This window comes from Streptomyces sp. NPDC104309 (genome assembly GCF_055584025.1).
Window position 1 is genome coordinate 174,855 of record NZ_JBVJMV010000012.1, and the last position, 25,203, is coordinate 200,057.

Genomic DNA, 25,203 nt, shown 5'->3' on the forward strand with positions numbered 1-25,203 from the left:
GCCCGTCCGGCAGTCGAGGACGATCACGCCGAAAGCCACCCAGGGAGGCAGCTACCGATCCCGGCCGCCCGCCAGCCGATGCAGACGCAGGGCGAGTTGGATCTCCAGGGCCCGCCCCGGCTCGTTCCAGTCCCGCCCCAGCAGCACCTGCACCCGGTCCAGGCGCTGCACCACCGTATTGACGTGCACATGGAGTTCATCTTTGGCGCGGATGAGACTGCCACCGGAACCGAAATAGGCGCCGAGGGTCCGCACGAGCTGCGTGCCGCGCTGCGCGTCGTACTCCAGCAGCGGCCCCAGCGTCGCCGAGACGAACCCGTCGACGTCCTGGGTGTTGCCCAGCACCACGCCCAGGAAGCCGAGTTCCTCGACACACGCGCCCTCCCCGGTACGCCCCAGGACCCGCATGGCGCGCAGGCAGCGCGCGGCCTCCCCGTATGCGGAGGCCAGTTCGCGGGCGCCACGCGCCGGTCCGGTGGCGGCGACGGTGACGGGGGCCTGGATCAGCTGCCCGAGCTGGGCGGCGGCCGAGCGCGCCGCGTCACCGGCCGCCGGGGCGGGGTCGTCGCTCGCTATCAACAGCACCACGTGACCGGCGTGTTCGGCGCTCACCCCGTGGATGTCCCCGCCGAACAGATAGCGCATCGCGGCGGGGGCCAGCCGCTCCCTGGTTCCGCCCTCGGCCACCAGCAGCAGGTGCGGGCGGTCGAGGTCGACGCCGAGGCGCCGGCCGCGTTCGGCGAGTCCGGCCGGGTCGCGGTCCGGGTCGGTCAGCAGGTCGGTGATCAGCTCGCCGCGGACCCGGTTCTCGGTCTCGGCGACCGTGCGGCGCAGCAGCAGAAGGAGACCGGTGACCACCGAGGCCCGCTCGAACAGCCGCCGGTCGGAGTCATCGAGCTGTTCGCGCCGGTGCAGGACCAGACCGGCCAGGAGTTCCTGCCCCGCGAGGACGGCACAGATCCACCGGCCGTCGCGGTGCACGGCACGGGCTCCGGTACGGGACGCCTCGGCGGTCTCGGCCAGCCATCCGGCGTCCGTGCTGTCTGCGGCGAAGTCCGCGCCGTCGGGCCGGACCGCCGCCAGGAGCCGGCCGCCCGGGTCGTGAATGGTGAGCGGGGAGTCCAGCAGCCCCGCGACCGCCTCGGCGACGTCCTTGACGTCACGGCCGCGCAGGACCAGGTCGGTCAGCCGGTCGTGGGACTCCTCGGCCCGCCGCATGGCCGCCGAGTGGGCCCGGACGGCCGCGTTCGCCTCGGCCAGCTCGGCGTTCGCCCCGGCCAGCCCGTCCAGGGCGGCCCGGGTGTCGGCGAGAGCGCGGGCGGTGTCGATGGCGATGGCGGCGTGTGCGGCGAGGGAGCACAGCAGGGCGACCTCGTCGGGGCTGAAGACGCGGGGCGCGCGGTCGGCCGCGAAGAGGACGCCGATGACCTTTCCCGTACCGCCGCGGCTGGAGCCCAGGAGCAGCGGCACGCCCAGGATGGCGACGAGCCCCTCGTCCAGCACCCCGGCGTTGATGTTGCGGGTGTGGTGGAAGCGGTCGTCGGTGCGGTAGTCATGGGTCGCGTACGGGCTCGCGGTCTGCGCCACCAGACCGCCGAGCCCATGGCCGAGCTCCAGCCGCAGTCGCTGGAAGAGCACCGACACCGACCCGTCGGTGACCCGCATGTAGGTGTCCCCCGCCTCCTCGTCGGGGAGCGTGAGATACGCCGTGTCCGTGCCGAGCAGCATCCTGGCCCGGCGGACGATCGCCTTCAGCACCTCGTCCAGGTCCCGGGAGGCGGCGAGATCCCCCGCGGTGTCGAAGAGCGCGGTGAGCTGGAGCTCGCGGCGCCGGTGCTGCCGCAGGGCTCCCCTGATCCGCAGGGCGGTGGCGGTGGCCCGCTCCACCTCCGCCAGATCGCCCGCGGGCACGCCGGCGGCCCGCGCCTGCGAGGAGACGGCGCCCAGTGCCTCGGCGGGGGCGTCGTCGGCCAGCAGATCGAACAGGCGCCGCAGATGGGGCGCGGCGGAGGCGGACGGTTCAGACATGGGCGGCCAGCGTTCGTAGGGGGCGGGAGGTCAGTTGGCGGTCCAGCCGCCGTCCATGGAGAGCGAGGTGCCGGTGATGTGCCCGGTACGCGGTCCGCAGAGCCACAGCACGGCCTCGGCGACCTCGTCGGGTTCGATCAGCCGCTTGATCGCGCTGCGCTCCAGCATGATCCGGCCCACCACCTCCGCCTCGGAGATGCCGTGCGTACGGGCCTGGTCCGCGATCTGGTTCTCGACCAGGGGGGTGCGTACGTACCCGGGGTTCACGCAGTTGCTCGTCACCCCGTGTTCCGCCGCTTCGAGCGCGACCACCTTGCTGAGTCCCTCCAGTGCGTGCTTGGCCGTCACATAGGCCGACTTGTAGGGGCTGGCCCGCAGGCCGTGCACGGACGAGATGTTGACCACGCGCCCCCAGCCGCGTTCGTACATGCCCGGCAGGGTCCGGCGCAAGATGCGGAACGGGGCTTCCACCATGACGCGCTGGATCAGCGCGAAGCGGTCCGGCGGGAATTCATGCACGGGGGCGACATGCTGGAGCCCGGCGTTGTTGACCACGATGTCCGCGTCCGCGGGCAGTGTGTCCACCGCCTCGGGCACCGACAGATCGACCACCCACGCCGTCCCGCCGAGCGCCTCGGCCAGGTCCGCGGCGGCGCGGGCGGCCTTGTCCACCACATGGACATGGGCGCCCGCGGCGGCCAGGGCCTGTGCGCAGGCCCGCCCGATACCGCTCGCACCACCGGTCACCAGGGCGGTGCGCCCGGCGAGGGGCCGGTCTGCGGATGTCGGCGAGGAGCCGGTGGCGGGTGACGGGACGGTGAGCGGGGCGGTGTGCGCGCCCGGCCCGTGGTCCGGGCTCTGAGGAGTCTCCATGGTCGTCACCGTAAGGAGACCGAAGCCCACGTCACACGGGGTCGGTGCACACACCGGTGCACTCCGGCATGGTGGCGGCGTACATGGTGCGGGTCCGGCCGGTGGCTGTCAGTGGGCCGCGTCCAGCACCGCCCGCTGCTCCGCGGTCAGCTCCAGGTCCACCGCGGCCAGGCTCTCGTCCAGCTGTGCGACCGAGGAGGCCCCGACCAGCGGGACGAACGGGATGTCGCCGCCGATGAGCCAGGACAGGACCACCTGGTTGACGGTCGCCCCGGTCTCCTCGGCGACCGCCCGCAGCGCCGCCTGCCGCACGGGGGTGCCCGGGTGGTCGAAGTCCGGGCCCAGCGGCTTGTCCGCGCGCACGTAGGCCCCGGCCAGCAGCGGGGAGTAGGCCACCGGCACGAGCGAGGGCTCGTCCCGCAGATAGCTGAGCAGGTCCCCGCCCGCCACGCCCTCCTGGCCGTCCGGGGAGCGCAGGCCGGGCACGTCCGTGCGCCGCCGCAGATAGCTGTGGTGGTACTGGAGGACGTCGTACCCCGGCAGCCCGGCGCCCGCCGCGATCCTGCGGGCGCGTTCCACCTGCCACGCCCAGTGGTTGCTCACCCCGAGCAGGCCGACGGTACCGTCGGTGACCAGCTCCGCGAAGGCCTCGACGGTCTCCGTCATCGGCACGCTCCGGTCCTGGACGTGCGCGTAGAGCAGGTCCAGCCTGTCCACGCCGAGGTGCTCCCGGCTGCGCTCCGCGGACTCCCGTATCACCGGGGCCGAGAGCCCTTCGACGCCTTGGGAGAAGTCGGTGGCGGGGGCGTTCGGCCGGGCGCCGAGCTTGGTGGCGATGACGATCTCGTCCCCGACACCGCGGCTGCGGCGCCAGCGGCCGAGCAGCTGCTCGCTCTCCCCGCCCCGGGTGCCGTTGATCCAGAACGCGTAGTTGTCGGACGTGTCGATGAAGGTTCCGCCGGCCTCGGCGTACCGGTCGAGGATCGCGAACGATGTCGCCTCGTCGGTGCGTGTGCCCATCAGCATCGCGCCGAGGCTGAGCACACTCACCTCCCGGCGGGTGGCGGGGTCGGTGCCGATGGTGCGGTAGCGCATGCGGGTCCTTTCCCAACTGCCCGTACCTGTGCGGGCGTCGACGGGGAGTCTGCATGTTGGAGCGCGCTCCATGTCAACGGGCGCAAGGGCGTCGGCGCACACAGCCACGCGGGGGGAGTGTCCGCCGGGCCCATGGGCGCGGCGGACGGCGGCTCATAGCGTCCGCCCCGCACTCGCCCGCACCCGGACAAGCCCGCACTGTCCGAACCGCCCCACAGGGAGGCACCCGTGCGCCCATCGACCCTGCGACGCCTGCTCCGGCGCGTCGCGACCACGGCCGCCCTCGTCCTCGTCGCGGCGACGCCGAGCACCGTCGCAGCCGGACAGCCGCTACGCGCAGGTGACGGCGGGAAGGGCGCACACCACGGGCGGGTACGTGTACGCCAACGGCTCGGGCGAGAACATGGGTTGTACAACGTCTTCGTCACGCACACGCTGAAGGAGTCACCGGCGGGGTATTTCGTGGTCGCGGACAGCGGGTGCGCGGCCTCTTGAGCCGAGTGTGCGACCCAAGGGCTCACGGGGCAGGGACATCGTGCCCGTGCCGGGCGCTCCCGTCGACATGACATCGTTGTTCTCACTCACGACTTCCGGAACACGGATTGCACCCATTGTCTTCGCAGGCGGTTTCCTTTCGCGCCTATCAGGACTACCGACGATTACGTCCTTCGCTGTCGTTCGACGCCGGCGTCCACCCCGTTCGATCCCTCACGACGGGGGTCAAGCCGGCCCAGAAGCCCACACACTTCGCGAACTCCCGGCCGACTATCGGTACATCGGCATCGAAATCAGCAAACTCACCATTGAGGAGACCGTTTCACGGAGGAAGGCCGCGCGTTCCGGGGTCCGTGGCCTCCGGCATTCGGCTTGTTTTGCGTTTATTCACGTTCGCGTGCGCGGGGGTGCGTGACACCCTTGGGCGGTGCTGCTCACGGATCAGGAACACCGCATCGAATTGCGCCCGCTGCGCTATCAGTTCCCGGCGGTCATCGGCGACCGGTACGACGACAACTGGCTGGTCGTCGAAGGTGAGGTGACCACGCCCGAGGCCAGTTGGTCCTTCACCGACCCGTGCCTGCTGACCGGCGAGGCGCGTCAGATCTCGCCGTGGCTGCGCGCGGCCGGTGGGGAAACGCTGACGGGCACGCTGCCGGATCTCGCCTTCCTGGAGCCCGTTCTGTCCTTCAGCCACGCCGCGGGGGGCCACGGCGCCGGGGCAGTCCGCGTGCACCTCGGCTACGAGGCGTCGCCCGCGTGGCGGGACGGCGACAAGGGCCTGGACGAGTACGTCATCGAGATCAGGACCAGCACCGAGGACCTGCGCCGGGCCGCGGACGAATGGGACCGCCGCCTGGCCCCTTTCCCCTCCCGCTGATCCGGACGCACCCGCCCCTTTTCCGGGCCGGCTCGGAGGCCGTTTCCGGAAATGGCCCTCGTGCGATGTCGAGTTGGGCGCATTCGCCCGGCCGGCTCAGCCGTCGCGGCCTCCGCCGAACGGCCGGGGCGCCGCCGTGTGGTCATGGCCCGGCTCCGGCGGCTCCGGTCTCCCGGAACCGCCGGGCCGACGCCTACTCCTCCGGCGGGAAGACGGCCTCCCCCGAGCCGGTCAGCGTGATCGTGATCGCCTCGACCGGGCATCCCTCGGCCGCCGCGAGCACCTGCTCGTTGGCGTCGGACTCCGGGGCCGACGGACGGGACTGCCGGGCGGAATCCAGCGCGAATCCTTCCGGGGCGTGGTTCACGCACATTCCGGAACCGATGCAGACCCCGCGGTCGACCTCCACGGCCCAGCGGTCCCCCATCACGCCCCCTCGTATCCGGCCGGCAGATGAATCATCTTGTGCTCGAAGTACTCGGCGTATCCCTCAGGTCCGAACTCCCGTCCCAGACCGGAGTTCTTGTAGCCACCGAAGGGGCCGAGCATGTCGAGGCTGAAGGTGTTGACGCTGTACGTGCCCGTCCTGACCCGGCGGGCGATGTCGATGCCGCGCGCGGTGTCGGCGGTCCAGACGCTGCCGCTGAGGCCGTAGTCGGAGTCGTTGGCGATCCGTACGGCCTCGTCCTCGTCACCGTACGGCAGCAGGCAGATGACGGGACCGAAGATCTCCTCGCGGGCGACGCGCATGGAGTTGTCGACGTCGCCGAAGAGGGTCGGCTCCACGTACCAGCCCCGGTCCTGGGAGGCCGGACGGCCGCCGCCGGTGAGGATCTTGGCGCCCTCGTCCTGGCCGATCCTGATGTAGTCGAGCGACCGCTGCTGCTGGCGCCGCGCGACGAGGGGGCCGAGTTCGGTGGCGGGGTCGAGCGGGTCGCCGACCTGCAGCGCGCTCGCGGCGGCGGCGAACGCCTCGGCCGTCTCGTCGTAGCGGGAGCGCGGGACGAGGATGCGGGTCTGCGCCACGCACGCCTGGCCGTTGATCATCCAGGCGAAGGGAACGATCCCGGCGACGGCCGTCTCCAGATCGGCGTCCGGGAGGATCACGGCGGCGGACTTGCCGCCGAGCTCCAGTGTGACGCGGGTGAGGTTGCGGGAGGCGACCTCCATCACCCGCCGCCCGGCGGCCACGGACCCGGTGAACGACACCTTGTCGACGCCGGGGTGACCGACGAGGTACTCGCTGACCTCGCGGTCGGCGGGCAGGATCGACAGCACCCCCTCCGGCAGCCCGGCCCCGGCGGCGATGTCGGCCAGGATGTAGGCGTCCAGCGGGGATTCGGGCGAGACCTTGAGCACGGCGGAGCAGCCGGCCAGCAGCGCGGGCGCGAGCTTCGCGGCGGCGGTGAACTGCGGAACGTTCCACGGCACCACGGCCGCGACCACCCCGACCGGCTCCCTGCGCACCAGCAGCGGCCCGAGAGCCCCGTCCCGGCGCTCCTCGTACGGGAAGGAGCGGGCGACGGTGATCGCCGCGTCCCACACCATCATCGCGGCGAGCGCCTGCACCATGACGCTCGACGTGTACGGGGTGCCGTTCTGCGAGCTGATGACCCGGGCGATCTCCTCGTACCGCACGGCGAACGCGTCCTTGATCCGGGTGATCACCGCGATCCGCTCGTCCAGGGTCATCCGCGGCCAGGGCCCCTCGTCGAACGCCCGCCGGGCGGCGGCGACGGCCCGGTCCACATCCCCCTCGCAGGCGTGCGGCACCCGGCCGATGACCTGTTCGGTGTGGGGCGATACGACCTCGATGACATCCCGGCCCAGCGGATCGACCAACTCCCCGCCGATGAAAAGTTTTCCGTGTTCGACAAGCTCGGTCATGGCTGCTGCCTCCCGCGACCCGGCACGTTACCTGACTCTGTGTCAGAACTGATACCAGTTCCAGTTCCAGGAGTCCACGGCTTGGACAGCGCGCACGGCCGGACGGCCGCCGTCGCGCCGCCGGGGCTTTCGCGGCACGCCCGTCGCTTCCACGGCGTGCCGCGCGGGTAGGGACGAGGACGACCAGGTCCCTCACACACCAGTTCCAGAAGTTCCGAATTCCACCGGCTCAGAAAGGGAAACGCGTGCACACCCCGTCCCGCACCGAACCGAATCACCCATCCACGCTCAGGCCGAGCACCTCCGAACACCCCCTCGTGGGCGCCTGGTTGCTGAGCACCGTCGCCATCATGGACGCCTCCGGCCACACGCTCGAACACCCCCTCGGGCAGAGTCCGACAGGACTGATCACCTACACCGCCGACGGCCACATGTCGGTGAGCATGCTGAACCCGGAGCCCGAGCCCGCCCCGGAGGAGGGAACGGCCGGACCGATCGACACCGCGACGCTGTTCAGGACTTCTCCGTACCTGGGGTACGCGGGCACCTACGAGGTGACGGGCGACCTGGTCGTCCACCATCTGCAGATGGCGTCCTTGCGCCCGTGGGTCGGCACCACGCAGGAGCGCCGGTGGCGGGTGGAGGGGGACCGATTAACTCTGGTCCCCCCGACCGAGGGAACCGGCGACGGCGCGCGCACCCCGCAGCTCGTGTGGCACCGGCCGGCCGCGGACGCCGCCTGAGCGACGAGTGATCCGGGGTCACCGGCCGTCCGGCCGGTGACCCCGGATCCACCGCCCGGCGCGGGGCTCCGGCTGTCCGGACCACCCCGCGCCGACGCGGGAGCCGCGGCCCGCACGGCGCACGACGCACGCGGGCCACGGGCGGAAACAAGGGGCGGCCCGCGCCCGGTACCCACCGGCGCGGCCGTCCCGCGAGCCGGCGGCGGCCGTCCCGCGGTCTCGTGCGCGCCGAACTCCCCGGGTGCGCCGGGCAGATGGGTGTACGGACAGATGGTCGACCAGGGCTACTACTGAAACAAGTTCTCGTTACAGTGGGCGCGGTGCGCCGCACGGCCGTACGTCCGGTGCGCCGACCAGGCCTCGACGAGAGATGGGGAGCCCATGACGCAGGTGACCGACCATGGCGGGGGCGTGCACAGCATCAAGGTCCCCATCCCGGACAATCCGCTCGGCCACACCCTCGTCCATGTCCTCGACACCGATCGCGGGCCGGTCCTGATCGACACGGGCTGGGACGATCCGGAGGCGTGGGACACCCTCACCGCCGGGCTCGACGCGATCGGTACGGGCATCGGCGACATCCACGGGGTGGTCATCACCCACCACCACCCCGACCACCACGGCCTCTCCGGTCAGGTGCGCGAGGCGTCCGGGGCCTGGATCGCCATGCACGCGGCGGACGCCGCGATCGTGCGCCGCACCCGTGAGGCCCGGCCCGGCACCTGGCTGTCGTACCTCCTGACGAAGCTCACCGCCGTCGGTGCGCCCCAGGAGCATCTCGCACCGCTGCGGGCCGCGGTCGAGGACGGCCGGATGCGCACCCTGCCGGGGCTGCGGTCCGCGCTCCCGGACCGGGAGATCGTTCCGGGCGAGCTCCTCGGCCTGGCGGGCCGCGAACTGCGGGCGATCTGGACTCCGGGACACACGCCCGGTCATGTCTGTCTGCATCTGGAGGAGGAGCATCCGGGGAATCTGCCGGGCCGGGGACGGCTGTTCTCGGGAGATCATCTGCTGCCGGGGATCAGCCCGCACATCGGGCTGTACGAGGACCCGGACGCCGCGCCGGGCACCGCCCCTTCCGCCGGGGGAGACCCCATCGGTGACTACCTCGGCTCGCTGGAGCACATCGGCCGGCTCGGCGTGGCGGAGGTGCTGCCCGCCCATCAGTACGCGTTCACGGACGCCGCGGGGCGGGTACGGGAGCTCCTGGACCATCACGAGGAACGCCTCACCGGACTGCTCAAGCTGCTGGCCACGCCGCTCACGCCGTGGGAGCTGGCCGAGCGGATGGAGTGGAACCGGCCGTGGGAGCAGATCGCGCACGGTTCGCGGAACATCGCCGTCTCGGAGGCCGAGGCGCATCTGCGGCGCCTGGTCAGGCTGGGGCGCGCGGAGGCGGTGGCGGGGAGCAAGCCGGTGACGTACATCGCGGTGTGAAGGGCGCGGCCGTCGCGGTGCGAAGGGCGCGGCAGGCCGCCGGGCAGCGGGCCGCCGGGCAGGGGGCTCGTTCGCCCTCTCCCCGGCACCCCGGCTCCCGCACGGGCCCGGTTCGCATACGGGCCCGGCTTCCGGCGAACGCGGTGAAGCCGTCGCCCGCCGGGACCCTCGGGGCCGCGACGAGCCGACGCGCCCGTCCCGTCCGGAACGAGCCCCAGGGACGGCCCCGGAACCCGTCCGGCCCCGCCCGGTAGAGTGTGCGGGTCGTCATCATGCCCGTTCAGGGGGAAGCCGGTGCGAATCCGGCGCTGACCACGCAACCGTGAACCGTCGTCGCAGACGGTGAGCCGGAATGCCCTGTCCGCGGTCGTGACCGGCTCACGACCACCGGAACCCCGGTGGTCGGCACCGTCGAGGTATACGGAGCCGGAGCCTGGTGCCTGAGCGTGCCTGTGCCCGGTTCCCCACAGGAGAGGCACCGCCCACCATGACCGTACGCCGCAGCGCGGCAACGCTCGCCGCCACCGCCGCCGTGCTCTGTGCGGCCGCTGCCCCGGTCGCGGTGGCGGCGCCGTCCCCCTCCCCCTCGCCGTCCCTCGCCCTGCCGTCCGGGCTGTACGGCACGAAGGACCCGACGTACGACGGTGTCTGGCGGCAGTCGCTGGCCTTTCTCGCCCAGCGTCTGGAGGGCGTCACGCCCGCCACGAAGTCCGTGGACTGGCTGATCGCCCAGCAGTGCGGCAACGGCGCCTACGCCGCGTACCGGCCCGACGTCTCCCAGCCCTGCACCGAGAAGACCGTGCTGGACACCAACGCCACCGCGGCCGCCGTCCAGGCGTTCGTCGAGGTGGGCGGGCACCGCGACACCGTGAACAACTCGGTCCGCTGGCTGAAGTCCGTACAGAACGAGGACGGCGGCTGGGGCTACACCGCCGGCGCGCCCAGCGACGCCAACTCCACCTCGCTGGTGATCGGCGCCCTCGCCCGGCAGGGCCAGCGGCTCGCGGACATCACCACCCCGGGCGGCAAGACCCCCTACTCCCCGCTGCTCGCGCTCGCGATCCCGTGCGGCGGCAAGGACGGCGGCGCCTTCGCCTACCAGCCCGACAAGGCCGGCAAGCTCGCCGCCAACGCGGACGCCACCGCCGCCGCCGTGCTCGGCGCGATGGGCAAGGCCCTGGCCGTCGGGAACAACGCCGCGGTCAAGGGGACCAGCTGCCACCCGGGGTCCGGTCTCACGCCCGAGCAGGCCGCCCAGAACGGCGCCCACTACCTCGCGAACACCCTCGCCACGAGCGGCCACCTCGACCTGGCCCCGATGCCCGGCGCCACCGACACCACCCCGCAGCCCGACTTCGGCAACACCGCGGACGCGGTCGTCGCCCTGTCCGCCGCGGGCCACCAGGACAAGGCCGCCAAAGCCATGGCCTGGCTGAAGAAGAACTCCGGCCCCTGGGCCGAGCAGAACGGCCCCGCCGCCTACGCGCAGCTGGTCCTGGCCGCGCACGCGACCGGCGCCGACGCCCGCGACTTCAACGGCGTCGACCTGGTCGACCGGCTGAACGCGACCGGTCCCGCGCCCGCGGCCGTCACGACGCCCGACCCGTCGGCCGACACCGGGTACGAGGCCACGGAGAAGGACCAGGTGCACAGCGGCGACGACGTGATCGGTGGCGTGTGGTGGTTCATCGGCATCGGCCTCGTCGTCGCCGCGGCCGCGGCCTTCCTGATCAGCGGCCGGCGCAAGAACCGGCAGCTGTGAGGCGCGCGGGAAGGGCCACCGCGCTGCTGGTGGCCCTGGGCGCCGTCCTGGCCGTGCTCGGCGCGGGGACGGCCCAGGCGGCCGGGTACCGGTACTGGTCGTTCTGGGAGGGCTCCGGCACCGGCTGGACGTACGCCACCCAGGGCCCGTCCCTGGTCCGGCCCGACGACGGCACGGTGCAGGGCTTCCGGTTCTCGGTGAGCGAGGACTCCCAGGACTCGGCGAAGCCGCGCCGCTCCCCCGACTTCGCGAAGATCTGCGCGGACACCCCGGCCGAGGCCGGCACCAAGCGGATCGCGCTGGTCATCGACCCGGGCACGGCGGCGGACGCCCCGGCCGGCGAGACGCCGCCCGCGCCGCGCACCGCGTGCGCGCGGGTCGCCCCGGACGCGAGCACCGCCGAGGCACTCGCCTCGGTGGCCAAACCGCTGCGGTACAGCAGCGACGCGTTGCTCTGTGCCATCTCCGGCTATCCGGGCTCGGGCTGTGGGGAACAGGTCGCGGGCGACGGGCACGCGAAGCCCTCCGCTGCGGCGTCCCCGGGCGCCTCCGCCCCCGCTGCCGCCTCCGCCGGTTCGGGCGGCTCCGGTGGCGGGCCGTCCGCCGGGGTGCTCGTCGGCGTCGGCGCCGTTCTCGTCCTCGGCATCGCCGCAGTCGTGCAGGCCCGCCGCCGCCGCGGATGACCGCCCCGACCAGCGGCCGGGTGACCGGCGCCACCGGCACCGTCCGGCCGCGCCGGCCGCTGCGCGCCCCCGGGACGACCCGGAGCAACGCCCTGCCCGCCGGGGCCTGGTGGCTGTGGGCGCTCGGTCTCGCCACCGCCGCGTCCCGGACCACCAATCCGCTGCTGCTCGGGCTGCTGGTGGGGGTCGCGGGCTATGTGGTCGCGGCCCGCCGCACGGACGCGCCGTGGGCCCGTTCGTACGGGGCGTTCATCAAGATCGGGCTGTTCGTCGTCGGTGTGCGGCTGGTCTTCTCCGTCTTTCTCGGTTCGCCGATCCCCGGGACGCATCCGCTGTTCACGCTCCCCGAGGTGCCGCTGCCCGACTGGGCGAAGGGCGTCAGGATCGGTGGCCGGGTCACCGCCGAGCAGCTGGTCTTCGCGCTGTACGACGGGGCGAAGCTGGCCACCCTGCTGATCTGCGTCGGCGCCGCGAACTCGCTCGCCAACCCGACCCGGCTGCTGAAGTCGCTGCCGGGTGCGCTGTACGAGGCGGGGGTCGCCGTCGTCGTCGCGATGACGTTCGCGCCGAACATGGTCGCCGATGTGGTGCGGCTGCGCACCGCGCGGCGGCTGCGGGGCCGTCCGACCGGCGGTATCAAGGCGGTGCTCCAGATCGGACTGCCGGTCCTGGAGGGCGCGTTGGAGCGGTCGGTCGCGGTGGCGGCCTCGATGGACGCGCGCGGATACGGGCGCACGGCCCAGGTCCCGCCCGCCGTCCGGCACACCACGAACGTCCTCACGCTCGGCGGGCTGCTCGGGGTGTGCGCGGGCACGTACGGGCTGCTGGCAGCGCAGGGCGCGGTGTACGGACTGCCGCTGCTGATCGCCGGGCTGGTCGCCGCGATGGCCGGGCTGCGGCTCGGCGGGGCCCGCTCGGTCCGTACCCGGTACCGGCCCGACCGGTGGGGCGGGCGGGCCTGGCTGGTGGCGGGTTCGGGGGTCGCCGTGGCCGTGGCGATGATCTGGGCGGGCGGCGTCGACGCGGCGGCGCTGCGGCCGGGCGTCGTACCGCTGGCCGCGCCGGTGCTTCCGCTGTGGCCCGCGGCGGCGGTGCTGATCGGGCTGCTGCCCGCGGTGGTGGCGCCCGTGCCGCCCCCGATGGGTGCCCCGCATTCCAAGGAGAGCCAGTGATCCGGTTCGAGCATGTCTCGGTGCAGTACGAGGGGACGGAGCGCCCCACCCTGTCCGGGGTCGATCTGACCGTCCCGGAGGGCGAGTTGGTGCTGCTCGTCGGCCCGTCCGGGGTCGGCAAGTCGACGCTGCTGGGCGCCGTGTCCGGTCTGGTGCCGCACTTCACCGGCGGCACGCTGAGCGGCCGGGTCACGGTCGACGGGCGCGACACCCGTACCCACAAACCGCGCGAACTCGCCGATCTGGTCGGCACGGTGGGCCAGGACCCGCTCTCCCACTTCGTCACCGACACGGTCGAGGACGAGCTGGCGTACGGGATGGAGTCGCTGGGCCTGGCCCCCGACGTGATGCGGCGGCGCGTCGAGGAGACCCTCGACCTGCTGGGGCTGGCCGGGCTGCGCGACCGGCCGATCGCCACGCTCTCCGGCGGCCAGCAGCAGCGGGTCGCGATCGGCTCGGTGCTCACCCCGCACCCGAAGGTCCTGGTCCTCGACGAGCCGACGTCCGCCCTGGACCCGGCGGCGGCCGAGGAGGTCCTCGCCGTGCTCCAGCGGCTGGTGCACGACCTCGGTACGACGGTCCTGATGGCGGAGCACCGGCTGGAGCGGGTGGTGCAGTACGCGGACCAGGTCGTCCTGCTGCCGTCACCGGGCGCGGCGCCGGTCATGGGCGCGCCCGCGGACATCATGGCCGTCTCCCCCGTCCACCCGCCGGTCGTCGCGCTGGGCCGGCTGGCGGGGTGGGAGCCGCTGCCGCTCTCGGTCCGTGATGCCCGGCGCCGCGCGGCCGGTCTGCGTGAGCGGCTGGCGTCGGCACGACCGCCCGCCGCACCGTCCGGATCGGCCGGGGCCGCGGTGGCCCCGCTGCCCGCTCTTCCCGCACCCGCGCGACGCGGCGCCCTCGCCCGGCTGCTGGGCCGCGGCGCCCGGACCACCGCCACCGCTCCCGGTCCCGTGGGCGACGCCCCGGCCCGGATCGAACGGCTCGGCGTACGGCGCGGGCGCGTCGAGGCGCTGCGCGGGGTGACACTCGCCGTCGCCCCCGGCGAGACGGTCGCCCTGATGGGCCGCAACGGTGCGGGCAAATCCACCCTGCTGGCCACGCTCGTCGGCATGGTCGAGCCCACCACGGGCACCGTCCTCGTCGGCGGCCGGACCCCGCACCGCACGCAGCCGCGCGAGATGGTGCGCCGGGTCGGGCTCGTACCGCAGGAGCCGCGCGATCTGCTGTACGCGGACACGGTCGCCGCCGAGTGCGCCGCGGCCGATGCCGACGCGGGCGCCGCGGCGGGCAGCTGCCGGGCCCTGGTCTCCGAGCTGCTGCCCGGTGTGCCGGACGGCACCCACCCCCGTGATCTCTCCGAGGGCCAGCGGCTCGCGCTCGCCCTGGCCGTCGTGCTCACCGCGAGGCCCCCGTTGCTGCTGCTGGACGAGCCGACCCGTGGCCTGGACTACGCGGCGAAGGCCCGGTTGGTCGCGGTTCTGCGCGCTCTCGCGGCCGAGGGCCACGCGATCGTCCTGGCCACGCACGATGTGGAGCTCGCCGCCGAGCTCGCGCACCGGGTGGTGATACTCGCCGACGGGGAGATCGTCGCGGACGGGGAGACCCGGCAGGTGGTGGTCTCCTCCCCGGCGTTCGCCCCGCAGACCGCGAAGATCCTCGCGCCGCAGGGATGGCTGACCGTGGCCCAGGTGCGCGGAGCGCTGGGAGCCACGTCATGAACGGAGGAACCCGGAACAGGCGCGGGGCACGGCCGGTGCCTCTCGGGCCGCGCGCGATCGCCGCGCTCGTTCTCATCAGCGCGATCGGCGTGGTCGCGTTCGGCTGGCCGCTGCTGGCCGGCGCGGACTCCGGTCCGGCGCACTCCCAGGACGCGCCGTGGCTGTTCGCCGCGCTGCTTCCGCTGCTGGTCGGCGTGGTCGTCGCGATGATCGCGGACTCCGGTCTCGACGCGAAGGCGGTGGCGATGCTGGGGGTGCTGGCGGCGGTCGGCGCCGCGCTGCGTCCACTGGGCGCGGGCACGGCGGGTCTGGAACCCATGTTCTTCCTGATGGTGCTGAGCGGCCGGGTGCTCGGGCCCGGCTTCGGCTTCGTGCTCGGCTCGGTGACGATGTTCGCGTCCGCGCTGCTCACCGGTGGAGTGGGTCCGTGGATGCCGTTCCAGATGCTGTCGATGAGCTGGTTCACGATGGGCGCGGGCCTGCTGCCGGGCCCGGACCGCCTGCGCGGGCGGGCGGAACTCCTGATGCTCGCGGCCTACGGGTTCGTGGCGGCGTTCGCCTACGGCACGGTGATGAACCTGTACGGCTGGACGATCGTGCCCGGTCTCGGTTCCGGGATCTCGTTCCACGCGGGTGATCCGCCGACGGACAACCTGGTCCGCTTCCTCGCGTACTGCGCGGCCACTTCGCTCGGCTGGGACCTGGGCCGGGCCGTACTCACCGCGGTACTGACCCTCACCGTCGGCGCGACGCTGCTGAAGGCGTTGCGCCGGGCCACCCGCCGGGCCGCCTTCGAGGCCCGGGTCACATTCGACGCCTCCGGTGAGTGAGGACTCCCACAGGGCGTTGGTCCTCCACGATGCCGGGTAGTAGCCGCGCCGCCGCGGTGGACACCACCCCGCATCCTCTCCGACCTGCCCCGGGGCCCTTCGGGGTGGTCCGGATGGTGCGGGCCGTTCGACTCCGGGTGCGAGACGGGTTCGTATCAGAGGTCGTTGCCACGGCCGAAAGCCGCCGCTAACACTGGATCACGTCGCCGAGCACCGCTTGGTCCCTCCCGAACGGACCGCGGTCGACGAAGACCGGTCCACCGCACGGCCGCACGATCCGGACCGGTCCGCGACTCCCCCCGTACCCGACGTCAGGACTCCTGTGTCGTTCACCCGTGCCATCCTCGCCCTGCCCCGCACCGCCCGCCGCAAGTCCGCCGTCGCCGGCACCGCCGTACTCCTCGGCGCCACCGGTCTGGTCCTCGGCGTCACCCCGGCCATGGCCGCGCCGGCCACCGCGCCGACGGCCCTCGCGGCAGGCGCGCGGGACTCGGCCAAGTCGATGATCGGCGACGCCGCGCAGTTCCAGTGCTTCAGCAACATCGTCCAGCGCGAGAGCGGCTGGAACCCGAGCGCGACCAACGCCTCGTCCGGCGCGTACGGCCTCGTGCAGGCCCTGCCCGGTTCGAAGATGGCCTCCGCGGGCGCCGACTGGAGGACCAACCCCACGACCCAGATCAAGTGGGGCATGGACTACATGAAGTCCCGTTACGGCAGCCCGTGCGCCGCCTGGTCGTTCTGGCAGGCCAACCACTGGTACTGAGCCGGCACCTCCTGAGCCCGTCCGAAGGCCCCGACCACCGGTCGGGGCCTTCGCCACGCCGCAAAACTCTTCGAGACTTGACAAATGTTCAAGTTCATATAACTTGGCGAGCTTAATTACTCGTTGGTCCATCTAGGCGCATTTTGCTCGGCCGTCCGTTCCCGATGGCCGCCGGAGCGTTGTCACCTACGTGGAACCTCGTGAATTCTGGGATCGGAACACCGTCCTGGCGGAAGCTTTCTGTGCCAGCGACGAACGCATGCGTCAGGCACAGGCGTTGCTGGACGAGGCGCAGGCCGCGCGCAGCAGGACACTCGCGGCATTCGCCGTCACGGTCGGCGACGACGGCTCGATCGCGGACTTGATGGGCCTCAACGAACGCGAGGTGCGATTAGCACGTCGCACGGTAGGCCGCACCGACGCGCGCTCCCTCGCCGAGGAACTCCTGAGGCGGCCCCCGCAGGCGGCGCCGGAGCCGGTGGACGATCCCCCCGCCGTGCCCGAGATCCCGTTGCCGCACCCGCGTGAGGAGATGGTCGTCCCACCGCCGGACATGGCACCGCCCGCCCCCGTCCCTGCCACGGCAGCGCCCGTCGAGGTGGAGAACACGGTGTTCTGGTCGCCCAGCATGGACTCCGTGCTGCTGTGGAGCTGGGAGTCCGGCCTCGACCTGCAGACGGTCGCCGCCGAACTCGGCCTGGAGGTAAGGGCGCTGCTGATGCGTGTACAGGAGCTCGCCAACGACGGGCTGATCACGCTCGCGACCCCGGTCGCCGAGGTGAGCCGGTCCGGGCGGCACCGCCGCCACCACGAAGAGGCGTACGCCGCTCTGTTCAGCCCCACGGCCACCTTCCCCACCCACGTGCCGTACTGAGCGGGCGCGTCCCCCCGTCACCCCCACGGCGTGGAGCCGGCCGGGACCCCGGCCGGCTCCGCCCACCCCACCGGTACCGGCTTCAGTGCCGCGCGGCGACCGTGTCGAACCAGCGCACGATCTGGGGCCCCGACTTCATGTACGTGGTGTTGTGGTCGGTCGTCCCCTGGTCGACCACCCGGGCCTTCACACCGCGCTCCGCCAGGTCGGCCGCGCAGTTGCGGGCGTTGGCGATCGGCACATCGGTGTCGCCCGACGAGGAGTACAGGCGCACGGGCACGTCCGGCTTCCAGGCGCAGTTGCCGTCCTGGGCGCGCACCGCGGCCAGCAGGGCACCGGTGGGGTGCTGGACCTGCTGGTAGTAGTCGTCGGTGAGCAGCTCCTTCAGAGTGCCGGGCAGCGCCGGGATGATCTGCTCCTCGACGTGGTTGGTGTCGAACAGGTCGTCGACGATTCCCGCGTACGGTTCCCGGAACGCTTCGGACGGGTCCTTGTAGAGCGGGTGGAGCCTGTTCTGCGCGGTGAGGAAGTACGTCATGTAGAAGATGCCGCTGATGTCGTTGACCCGGCCGTCGAACAGGGCCGGCATCTCGGCGTGCTCGATGTCGTACGGCCCCGAGACGGGGGCGAGGGCGCGGAGCCTGAAGTGCCGGTCGGCTCCGTTGTCGAGGGCTCTGCCCAGGGCCATCGCGACCTGGCCTCCCTGGGAGAAGCCGCTCGCGTACACATCGCCGGTGAGCGGGCGGTTCAGCCGCTGTGCGGCGGTGCGGGAGGCCCGCAGCATGTCGACGGAGGCGGTGACGGCGGACTTGGTGTCCATGTACGGGTGGCGGCCCGGCCCCTTGCCGAGGCCGAGGTAGTCGGGGGCGGCGACGGCTCGGCCCGCCGAGGCGTGGAGATAAGGGGCGAAGCGGCCGAAGTCCTCGCTGACGGAGGGCGCGTAGTCGCGGTGAGCCATCGTGCCGTGGGTGTCGGAGACCAGGTCCAGTCGGTGCGGGCCGCCCTTGGGGAGGACGAAGAGACCGGTGGCGGTGGTGGGGGTGCCCTGCGGGGTGACGGTTCGGTAGGTGAGGCGGTAGGCCCGCAGGCCGTGACGGACGGTGTCGGTCGCCATCCCCCCGGAGGCGAGGAAACGGGCGACGTCGGCGCGGCCGAGGTCGGCCACGGGGGTGAGGGACAGGAGGTCCCCCCTGTCGCGCGCCGTGACCGTGTGGGAGGACTCGGCTGCGCCGACGGGCTGCTGGGCGACGGCGGGTGCGGTACCGAGTGCGGCCAGGACCACCACGGTGGCGGCGGCCAGTCCACGGCGGGCGGTGCGGCGGCGCTTGTTCCAAGTCGGCTGGTTCGTGGTGCTGTTGTTCTCCATGCCCATGACGCTATGCAGCCGCGCGCGGCACGGGTATCGGCCTGGGCCCCCGACCGGAGGTACACCTGACGACACCCCGGCCAGGGGTCTTCCCCATCGGTGCGGTGTCAAAGCCGCCGAATCCTGCCCATCGGCTCGGCATCGGAGCGGCTGAGCGCTTCGCGCGGGTCCGGCATCACAGCCGCCGAATCCTGCCCATCGGCTCGACATCGGAGCGGCTGAACGCTTCGTGCCGGTCCGGCATCACAGCCGCCGAGACCTGCCCGTCGGCTCGGCGTCAGAGCCGCTGGATGATGGTGCCCGTCGCCAGCGCACCGCCCGCGCACATCGTGATCAGCGCGAACTCCTTGTCCCTGCGCTCCAGTTCGTGCAGCGCCGTGGTGATCAGCCGGGCGCCGGTGGCGCCCACCGGGTGGCCGAGCGCGATGGCCCCGCCGTTGACATTGACCTTTTCGAGGTCCTGCTCGAAGACCTGGGCCCAGCTCAACACCACCGAGGAGAAAGCCTCGTTGATCTCGACGATGTCGATGTCCTTGAGCGACATCCCGGCCTTGCCGAGCACCGCGCGGGTCGCGTCGATCGGTCCGTCGAGGTGGAAGCGCGGGTCGGAGCCGACGAGCGCCTGGGCGACGATCCGGGCGCGCGGCCTGAGCTTGAGCGCGCGCGCCATCCGCTTGGACGCCCACATGATGGCGCAGGCGCCGTCGGATATCTGGGAGGAGTTGCCCGCGGTGTGGATCGCGGTGGGCATGACCGGCTTGAGCCGGGCGAGGCCCTCCATCGTGGTGTCCCGCAGCCCCTCGTCCCGGTCGACCAGACGCCACATGCCCTCTCCCGCCGCCTGCTCCTCCTCGGTGGTCGGCACCTGGACCGCGTACGTCTCCCGTTTGAACCGCTCCTCGGCCCAGGCGGCGGCCGCGCGCTCCTGCGAGATCAGCCCGAGCGAGTCGACGTTCTCCCGGGTCAGACCACGGTTGCGGGCGATGCGCTCGGCGGCCTCGAACTGATTGGGCAGGTCGACGTTCCACTCATCGGGCCAGGGCTTTCCCGGTCCGTGCTTGGAGCCGCTGCCCAGCGGCACGCGCGACATGGCCTCGACACCACAGCTGATGCCGATGTCGATCACTCCGGCCGCGACCATGTTGGCGACCATGTGCGAGGCCTGCTGCGAGGAGCCGCACTGGCAGTCCACGGTGGTGGCGGCGGTCTCGTACGGAAGGCCCACGGTGAGCCAGGCGTTGCGGGCCGGGTTCATGGACTGTTCGCCGGCGTGGGTGACCGTACCGCCGACGATCTGTTCGACGCAGTCGGCGTGGATGCCGGTGCGACCGAGGAGTTCCCGGTAGGTCTCGCCCAGCAGATAGGCGGGATGCAGATTGGCGAGCGCGCCTCCGCGCTTGCCGATGGGGGTGCGTACGGCTTCGACGATGACGGGTTCCGCGGCCATGAGCTCGTCCTCTCCTCGCCCTTCCGCAGGGGCGTCCCGGCGCCCGCGGAGGGAACTAGTACGCGTTCTAGTTCTTCGAGCAGTCTTATGAGCCTTACCCCGGGTACGCAAGGGTCTTGCACGCACCTTGCGCCCGCTTCATGCCCGCCTCACCTACCCTTCGCGCAACAGATCGGGCCATCCCTCTTGCCAGTTGTAGAACTCGTTACTACGTTTCGGGCAACTTCTGATGGGTCGTCAGACATCTTTCGGACGGCTCTCGGACCGACCTGGAGTTGCCGATGCCCTGCCCCCATCTGCCCGAAGGGTTCGACTTCACCGACCCCGACCTGCTCCAAGCCCGCATTCCGCACCCGGAGTTCGCACAGATGCGGCAGACCGCACCGGTCTGGTGGTGCACCCAGCCGGCCGGTATCTCCGGTTTCGACGACGAGGGCTACTGGGTCGTCACCCGGCACGCGGACGTCAAGTACGTCTCCACCCACCCCGAACTGTTCTCCTCGCACACCAACACGGCGGTCATCCGCTTCAACGAGTCGATCAGCCGCGACCAGATCGACGTCCAGAAGCTGATCATGCTGAACATGGACCCGCCCGAGCACACCCGGGTCCGCCAGATCGTCCAGCGGGGCTTCACACCCCGGGCGATCCGCTCCCTGGAACAGGCCCTCCGCAGCCGCGCCCGATCGATCGTCGAGACGGCACTGGCCTCCGCCGACGAGGACGGTTCGTTCGACTTCGTCACCAACATCGCCGTCGAACTGCCGCTCCAGGCCATCGCCGAGCTCATCGGCGTACCACAGGAGGACCGGTCCAAGATCTTCGACTGGTCCAACAAGATGGCCGCGTACGACGATCCCGAGTACGCGATCACCGAGGAGGTCGGCACCGAGGCGGCCATGGAGATCGTCTCGTACTCGATGAACCTGGCGGCCTCCCGCAAGGAATGCCCGGCCAAGGACATCGTCTCCCAGCTGGTCGCCGCGGAGGGACAGGGGAATCTCTCCTCCGACGAGTTCGGCTTCTTCGTCATCCTGCTCGCCGTCGCCGGGAACGAGACCACCCGTAACGCCATCAGCCACGGCATGCACGCCTTCCTCACCCACCCCGATCAGTGGGAGCTGTACAAGCGCGAGCGGCCGGAGACCACCGCCGAGGAGATCGTCCGCTGGGCCACTCCCGTGGTCTCCTTCCAGCGGACCGCCACCCAGGACCTCGAACTGGGCGGGCAGCAGATCAAGAAGGGCGACAGGGTCGGGCTGTTCTACTCCTCGGCCAACAACGACCCCGAGGTCTTCGAGACCCCGGAGGCCTTCGACATCTCCCGCGATCCCAACCCCCACCTCGGCTTCGGCGGCGGCGGTCCGCACTTCTGTCTCGGCAAGTCCCTCGCGGTGATGGAGATCAACCTGATCTTCAACGCGATCGCTGACGTACTGCCGGACCTGCGGCTGGTCGGCGACCCGCGGCGGCTGCGCTCGGCCTGGCTCAACGGGATCAAGCAGCTCCAGGTCAGCACCGCCGCGCGCGGTGCGGGCGTCCGCACCGCCGGGGGCTGACGGCCTCCGCCGGCTTCGGACGGCGGAGGCCACCTCCCTCACGCCCGGCCCCCGCCGTCCGTACCGGCAGCCCCGCCCCGCCCGAACCCCCGCGCGGAATACGCACATCGGCGCGAGGATCATGGCGGGAATGCACGCCCTGCTCTCCGCCTTCGCCCCCATCTGGATCCTCACCGCCATCGGCTGCGCGGCCGGCCGCGTCGGGCTTCTCGGCGGACAGGCGGAAGCGGTGCTCGGCCGGTTCGTCTTCCATGTGGCCATGCCCGCGGCCCTGTTCGGCATGGTCTCCGGGGCGCGGCCGGCCGACTTCGCCAACTCCTCATTGGTGGCCTTCGCGGCGGGTACGACGCTGGTCTGCGGTCTCGGCTTCGTGGCGGCCGGCCGGTTCTTCGGCCGGGGCACGGCCGACCGGGCGATCGGCAGCATGACGGCCGGCTACGTCAATTCCGCCAATCTCGGCATCCCGGTGGCGGTCCAGGTGCTCGGTGACGCGTCGTTCGTCGCCCAGATCATCCTGTTCCAGGTGCTGTTGGTCTCTCCCGTGATCCTGACACTGCTGGACACGGGCACGGGGCAGGGGCCGGGTACGGGGACGGGGACGGGTTCCCGAAAGGGCGTCGTGTTCCGGCGGATGCTGACCATGCCGGTCCGTAACCCCATCATCATGGCGTCGCTGCTGGGTGTCGTCGTCTCCGCGCTCGGACTCCGGCTGCCGCACGCCCTCGCCCACTCCTGCGACCTGCTCGGCGCCGCCGCGGTGCCGACGGCCCTGATCACGCTGGGCCTCTCCCTGAACGGCCGCCCGGGGACCGACGGTCCGGCGACGGAACACGCGAAGAGCGGTGAGCGCGAAGAGCCGGCGGGGCGTGTGGGGTGTACGGGTGGTGCGGGGATCACGGGACGCGTCAGCCGTCCAGGGCTTGCGGGACGCTCGGGCCGCAGGAGCCGTGCGGGGATTACGGGACGCGCGGGACACGCACAACGAACGCGGCGTGCGGAGGTCGTGGTCGCGGTCGCCCTCAAGACGGTGCTCCAGCCCCTGACCGCCTTCGTCGTCGGCGGCCCGCTGCTGCGCCTGCCGGACCATCAGCTGCTGGCCGTCGTGCTCTGCTCGGCGCTGCCGACTGCTCAGAACGCCTTCATCTACGCCCAGCAGTACGGCCTGGACACCCGCCTGGCCCGCAACTCGGTGGTGGCCTCGACCGTGGTGTCCATGGCCACGCTGTCCCTCGCCACCTGGGCCCTGGGGTCGGCCCCCTGAGCCGTTCGAGTGGCGGCCCGGAGCCGATGGACGGATGCTGGTCGAGCGGCGATCCATGCCGAAGGGGTGCGGGGACGACGGGTTCGTCCCCGCACCCCTTCGGCCCCTCAGGGCTCCGTCTCCCGGACGGCACTCCTCCCGGACGTGGTGATCAGCGCCGCTTGCTGCCCACCGCGTCGCCGGTCGGTCTGGCGGCCGGAGCATCACCGGCCGGTCTCGCGGCCGGAACCGGGAGCGCCAGGTCTTCCAGCGGTTTCGCCGCCGCCGGCACGGTCGGCGACTGCAGCTTCCGGGGCCCCGACAGCAGGTAGGTCAGTCCGAAGCCGAGCGCGACGACGGCCGCGCCGCCCACCGCGTCCAGCACCCAGTGATTGGCCGTGGCGACGATCGCGGAGACCGTGAACAACGGGTGCAGCAGCCCCAGCGCCTTCATCCACGCCTTCGGGGCCAGCATGACGACGACCACTCCGCACCAGAGCGACCAGCCGAAGTGCAGCGAGGGCATCGCCGCGTACTGATTGGTCATCGAGGTCAGCGTTCCGTAGTCCGGCTTCGCGAAGTCCTGGACGCCATGGACCGTGTCGATGAAGCCGAGCCCCGGCATCAGCCGCGGAGGGGCCAGCGGGTAGAGCCAGAAGCCGACCAGCGCGAGGACGGTGGCGAAGCCGATGGAGCTGCGGACCCAGCGGTAGTCCGCGGGACGTCGCACGTACAGCACACCGAGGATCGTCAGCGGCACGATGAAGTGGAACGTCGAGTAGTAGAAGTCGAAGAAGTCCCTCAGCCGGACGACCTTGACGACCGCGTGGTTGGCCCAGTGCTCGATGTCGATGTGGAGCCACTGCTCCAGGGAGTGGATCTGGCGGCCATGGTGTTCGGCGGTGGCCCGGCCGGCCGTCGCCGCTAGCCTGACCTGTGCGTACGCGGAGTACACGACCCGGATCAGCAGCAGTTCCAGCAGCAGGTTGGGCCGGCTGAGCACCCGCCGCCAGAACGGCAGCAGGGGGACACGGCTCCAGCGGGCCGGGGCCGGCGTGGCATGGTCCGTGGGGATCGGCCGCTGCCAGTACGGCGAGGTGCGCGGCAGGAACGGTGCGGCACAGGCCGCACCGAGCGCCGCGAGCAGCAGAACGTTGCCGCGTACGGGGAAAAGCACCGCCATGTCCGGCAGCAGCATCTTCGCGGGCAGCGTGATCACGAGCACCACGACCGCCGGCCACAGCAGCCGGTCGGAGGCCCGCTTGCCGACCCGGCCGACCACGGCGAGCAGCAGCCACAGCAGCTGGTGCTGCCAGGCGGTCGGGGAGACGGCGACGGCGACGCAGCCGGTCACCGCGACGGCGAGGAGCAGCTGCCCGTCGCGCGCGTACCGTACGGCGCGGCGCAGTCCGACGTAGCAGACGGCGGCGGCGAGCAACCCGAACAGCACGATCTCGAACGGGCCCGCCAGTCCGAAGCGGAGCAACGCGCCGTGCAGGGACTGGTTGGCGAGGCTGTCCGGGTTGTCGCCGAGCCCGGTGCCCGCGACATGGTGCACCCAGTAGGTCCACGAGTCGCGTGGCATCGCGGCCCAGGCCAGCGCGGTGCAGGCGGCGAACGCGGCGCCGCCGGTCACGGCCGCCCGTCTGCGGCCGGTGAGCCAGAACAGGACCGCGAAGAGCAGCACGGTCGGCTGGAGCGCGGCCGCGAGGCCGATCAACAGACCCGAGACGCGTTCTCCGCGCACCGTGAAACAGGCCAGCAGCACCAGCAGGACCGGCAGGATGCTGGTCTGCCCCAGGTGGAACGCGCTACGGACCGGCAGGGAGAGCATCAGCAGGCTGATCGCGACAGGGGCGGCCGGCAGAGGGGTGCGGCGGGTGACCGGACCCGGCAGCGCGCGGGCCGCGATGATGCCCAGGGCGGCGACGAGCAGCAGCGAACCGAAGGTCCAGACGACGCCCAGGCTCTGTTCCGCCATCCTGGTCAGTGGCTTCAGCGCCAACCCGGCGAACGGCGTGCCGGTGAACCGGTCGCTGTCGTACAGCGAGCCCGTCACATGCAGAACACCGTTCTCACCGATCCACGTCTCCAGATCGGTGAGCCGCTCCCCCGGCGGCTGCCGCAGCACCACCGCCACCTGACGTACGGCCAGTACGGCCACAACAATCCAGAGCAGAGCCCGAGCAGCCCTGATCCTCGCCTCCGTCGCCGCGTCTCCGCGCACACTGTGCTCCGCATTCGCCACGCTGCGCCGGCCCTCCCGCCGTTTCCGTGCCCGTCGCTCGACCTGGGCGTGCTGTGAAACCTTCGCATTCCGCTATGAGATAGACCCAATCCACCCCCTC

General features: G+C 72.1%; 20 protein-coding genes, 1 pseudogene and 1 riboswitch. Of the genes and pseudogenes, 13 read left to right on the forward strand and 8 right to left on the reverse strand.

Annotation, left to right across the window (positions count from 1 at the left end):
- Positions 1-51: 51 nt before the first annotated feature.
- From ACZ68L_RS19675 to ACZ68L_RS19685, 3 genes are all read right to left on the reverse strand, one after another.
- Positions 52-2,028, reverse strand: coding sequence for a helix-turn-helix domain-containing protein (locus tag ACZ68L_RS19675; protein WP_469578567.1), 1,977 nt, complete (start codon positions 2,026-2,028; stop codon positions 52-54).
- 30 nt (positions 2,029-2,058) lie between these two features.
- Entirely contained in the window at positions 2,059-2,901 is an 843-nt protein-coding gene (locus ACZ68L_RS19680) for a 3-hydroxybutyrate dehydrogenase (protein ID WP_469578569.1), read from the reverse strand.
- A gap of 108 nt (positions 2,902-3,009) precedes the next feature.
- The gene (locus ACZ68L_RS19685) at positions 3,010-3,996 is read right to left on the reverse strand and encodes an aldo/keto reductase (RefSeq protein WP_469578571.1); all 987 of its coding nucleotides are present in this window, start codon (positions 3,994-3,996) and stop codon (positions 3,010-3,012) included.
- 325 nt (positions 3,997-4,321) lie between these two features.
- Here ACZ68L_RS19685 and ACZ68L_RS19690 point away from each other — a divergent pair.
- Both ACZ68L_RS19690 and ACZ68L_RS19695 read left to right on the forward strand, forming a co-directional pair.
- A pseudogene (locus tag ACZ68L_RS19690) lies at positions 4,322-4,491 on the forward strand (extracellular catalytic domain type 1 short-chain-length polyhydroxyalkanoate depolymerase); the annotation flags it as partial.
- A 427-nt stretch (positions 4,492-4,918) separates the two neighbouring features.
- Entirely contained in the window at positions 4,919-5,371 is a 453-nt protein-coding gene (locus ACZ68L_RS19695; protein WP_469578572.1) for a WapI family immunity protein, read from the forward strand.
- 193 nt (positions 5,372-5,564) lie between these two features.
- On the opposite strand, the gene ACZ68L_RS19700 is transcribed toward ACZ68L_RS19695, so the two are convergent.
- Complete coding sequence (locus ACZ68L_RS19700; protein WP_469578574.1) at positions 5,565-5,798, reverse strand: ferredoxin; 234 nt, start codon at positions 5,796-5,798, stop codon at positions 5,565-5,567.
- Entirely contained in the window at positions 5,798-7,258 is a 1,461-nt protein-coding gene (locus ACZ68L_RS19705) for an aldehyde dehydrogenase (protein WP_469578576.1), read from the reverse strand. The genes ACZ68L_RS19700 and ACZ68L_RS19705 overlap by 1 nt, the downstream gene beginning before the upstream one ends.
- A gap of 245 nt (positions 7,259-7,503) precedes the next feature.
- On the opposite strand from ACZ68L_RS19705, the gene ACZ68L_RS19710 reads away from it, so the two are divergent.
- The 9 genes from ACZ68L_RS19710 to ACZ68L_RS19750 all read left to right on the forward strand — a co-directional run bounded on the left by ACZ68L_RS19710 (position 7,504) and on the right by ACZ68L_RS19750 (position 17,243).
- Complete coding sequence (locus ACZ68L_RS19710) at positions 7,504-8,001, forward strand: lipocalin-like domain-containing protein (protein ID WP_469578578.1); 498 nt, start codon at positions 7,504-7,506, stop codon at positions 7,999-8,001.
- A 381-nt stretch (positions 8,002-8,382) separates the two neighbouring features.
- Complete coding sequence (locus ACZ68L_RS19715; protein WP_469578580.1) at positions 8,383-9,438, forward strand: MBL fold metallo-hydrolase; 1,056 nt, start codon at positions 8,383-8,385, stop codon at positions 9,436-9,438.
- Positions 9,439-9,682: 244 nt separating this feature from the next.
- A riboswitch (cobalamin riboswitch) is annotated at positions 9,683-9,817 on the forward strand.
- A 108-nt stretch (positions 9,818-9,925) separates the two neighbouring features.
- On the forward strand, positions 9,926-11,200 hold the full coding sequence (locus tag ACZ68L_RS19720; RefSeq protein ID WP_469578582.1) for a prenyltransferase/squalene oxidase repeat-containing protein: 1,275 nt from the start codon (positions 9,926-9,928) through the stop codon (positions 11,198-11,200).
- Positions 11,197-11,883: an SCO2322 family protein gene (locus tag ACZ68L_RS19725; protein ID WP_469578584.1), complete on the forward strand. Its 687-nt coding sequence runs from the start codon at positions 11,197-11,199 to the stop codon at positions 11,881-11,883. The genes ACZ68L_RS19720 and ACZ68L_RS19725 overlap by 4 nt, the downstream gene beginning before the upstream one ends.
- Entirely contained in the window at positions 11,880-13,055 is a 1,176-nt protein-coding gene (locus ACZ68L_RS19730; protein ID WP_469578586.1) for an energy-coupling factor transporter transmembrane component T, read from the forward strand. Before ACZ68L_RS19725 ends, ACZ68L_RS19730 begins: the two co-directional genes overlap by 4 nt.
- Positions 13,052-14,776, forward strand: coding sequence for an ABC transporter ATP-binding protein (locus ACZ68L_RS19735; RefSeq protein ID WP_469578588.1), 1,725 nt, complete (start codon positions 13,052-13,054; stop codon positions 14,774-14,776). The genes ACZ68L_RS19730 and ACZ68L_RS19735 overlap by 4 nt, the downstream gene beginning before the upstream one ends.
- Positions 14,773-15,606 carry an ECF transporter S component gene (locus ACZ68L_RS19740; RefSeq protein ID WP_469578590.1) on the forward strand — a complete coding sequence of 278 codons (834 nt, stop codon included), beginning with the start codon at positions 14,773-14,775 and terminating at the stop codon, positions 15,604-15,606. The genes ACZ68L_RS19735 and ACZ68L_RS19740 overlap by 4 nt, the downstream gene beginning before the upstream one ends.
- Before the next feature lie 322 nt (positions 15,607-15,928).
- Positions 15,929-16,369 carry an aggregation-promoting factor C-terminal-like domain-containing protein gene (locus ACZ68L_RS19745; RefSeq protein ID WP_469578592.1) on the forward strand — a complete coding sequence of 147 codons (441 nt, stop codon included), beginning with the start codon at positions 15,929-15,931 and terminating at the stop codon, positions 16,367-16,369.
- A 259-nt stretch (positions 16,370-16,628) separates the two neighbouring features.
- Positions 16,629-17,243, forward strand: coding sequence for a hypothetical protein (locus tag ACZ68L_RS19750; RefSeq protein WP_469578594.1), 615 nt, complete (start codon positions 16,629-16,631; stop codon positions 17,241-17,243).
- 82 nt (positions 17,244-17,325) lie between these two features.
- On the opposite strand, the gene ACZ68L_RS19755 is transcribed toward ACZ68L_RS19750, so the two are convergent.
- Together ACZ68L_RS19755 and ACZ68L_RS19760 are read right to left on the reverse strand one after the other, a co-directional pair.
- The gene (locus tag ACZ68L_RS19755) at positions 17,326-18,615 is read right to left on the reverse strand and encodes an alpha/beta hydrolase family protein (RefSeq protein ID WP_469578596.1); all 1,290 of its coding nucleotides are present in this window, start codon (positions 18,613-18,615) and stop codon (positions 17,326-17,328) included.
- Positions 18,616-18,886: 271 nt separating this feature from the next.
- Positions 18,887-20,056 carry a steroid 3-ketoacyl-CoA thiolase gene (locus tag ACZ68L_RS19760; protein WP_469578598.1) on the reverse strand — a complete coding sequence of 390 codons (1,170 nt, stop codon included), beginning with the start codon at positions 20,054-20,056 and terminating at the stop codon, positions 18,887-18,889.
- Positions 20,057-20,337: 281 nt separating this feature from the next.
- Between ACZ68L_RS19760 and ACZ68L_RS19765 the strand changes: the two genes are divergently transcribed.
- Positions 20,338-21,615 (forward strand): cytochrome P450, encoded by a 1,278-nt coding sequence (locus ACZ68L_RS19765; protein WP_469578599.1) that lies wholly within the window; start codon positions 20,338-20,340, stop codon positions 21,613-21,615.
- A 121-nt stretch (positions 21,616-21,736) separates the two neighbouring features.
- Positions 21,737-22,876, forward strand: a complete 1,140-nt coding sequence (locus tag ACZ68L_RS19770; protein ID WP_469578601.1) for an AEC family transporter — start codon at positions 21,737-21,739, stop codon at positions 22,874-22,876.
- A gap of 151 nt (positions 22,877-23,027) precedes the next feature.
- Here ACZ68L_RS19770 and ACZ68L_RS19775 read toward each other — a convergent pair whose 3' ends face one another.
- Entirely contained in the window at positions 23,028-25,082 is a 2,055-nt protein-coding gene (locus ACZ68L_RS19775) for a bifunctional glycosyltransferase 87/phosphatase PAP2 family protein (RefSeq protein ID WP_469578603.1), read from the reverse strand.
- Positions 25,083-25,203: the final 121 nt, after the last annotated feature.

Bases quoted from the DNA above. Each gene is read 5' to 3' on its own strand.
- ACZ68L_RS19675 (WP_469578567.1), bottom strand. From the start codon at position 2,028: ATGTCTGAACCGTCCGCCTCCGCCGCGCCCCATCTGCGGCGCCTGTTC.
- ACZ68L_RS19680 (WP_469578569.1), bottom strand. From the start codon at position 2,901: ATGGAGACTCCTCAGAGCCCGGACCACGGGCCGGGCGCGCACACCGCC.
- ACZ68L_RS19685 (WP_469578571.1), bottom strand. From the start codon at position 3,996: ATGCGCTACCGCACCATCGGCACCGACCCCGCCACCCGCCGGGAGGTG.
- ACZ68L_RS19700 (WP_469578574.1), bottom strand. From the start codon at position 5,798: ATGGGGGACCGCTGGGCCGTGGAGGTCGACCGCGGGGTCTGCATCGGT.
- ACZ68L_RS19705 (WP_469578576.1), bottom strand. From the start codon at position 7,258: ATGACCGAGCTTGTCGAACACGGAAAACTTTTCATCGGCGGGGAGTTG.
- ACZ68L_RS19715 (WP_469578580.1), top strand. From the start codon at position 8,383: ATGACGCAGGTGACCGACCATGGCGGGGGCGTGCACAGCATCAAGGTC.
- ACZ68L_RS19720 (WP_469578582.1), top strand. From the start codon at position 9,926: ATGACCGTACGCCGCAGCGCGGCAACGCTCGCCGCCACCGCCGCCGTG.
- ACZ68L_RS19730 (WP_469578586.1), top strand. From the start codon at position 11,880: ATGACCGCCCCGACCAGCGGCCGGGTGACCGGCGCCACCGGCACCGTC.
- ACZ68L_RS19740 (WP_469578590.1), top strand. From the start codon at position 14,773: ATGAACGGAGGAACCCGGAACAGGCGCGGGGCACGGCCGGTGCCTCTC.
- ACZ68L_RS19750 (WP_469578594.1), top strand. From the start codon at position 16,629: ATGCGTCAGGCACAGGCGTTGCTGGACGAGGCGCAGGCCGCGCGCAGC.
- ACZ68L_RS19755 (WP_469578596.1), bottom strand. From the start codon at position 18,615: ATGGGCATGGAGAACAACAGCACCACGAACCAGCCGACTTGGAACAAG.
- ACZ68L_RS19760 (WP_469578598.1), bottom strand. From the start codon at position 20,056: ATGGCCGCGGAACCCGTCATCGTCGAAGCCGTACGCACCCCCATCGGC.
- ACZ68L_RS19765 (WP_469578599.1), top strand. From the start codon at position 20,338: ATGCCCTGCCCCCATCTGCCCGAAGGGTTCGACTTCACCGACCCCGAC.
- ACZ68L_RS19770 (WP_469578601.1), top strand. From the start codon at position 21,737: ATGGCGGGAATGCACGCCCTGCTCTCCGCCTTCGCCCCCATCTGGATC.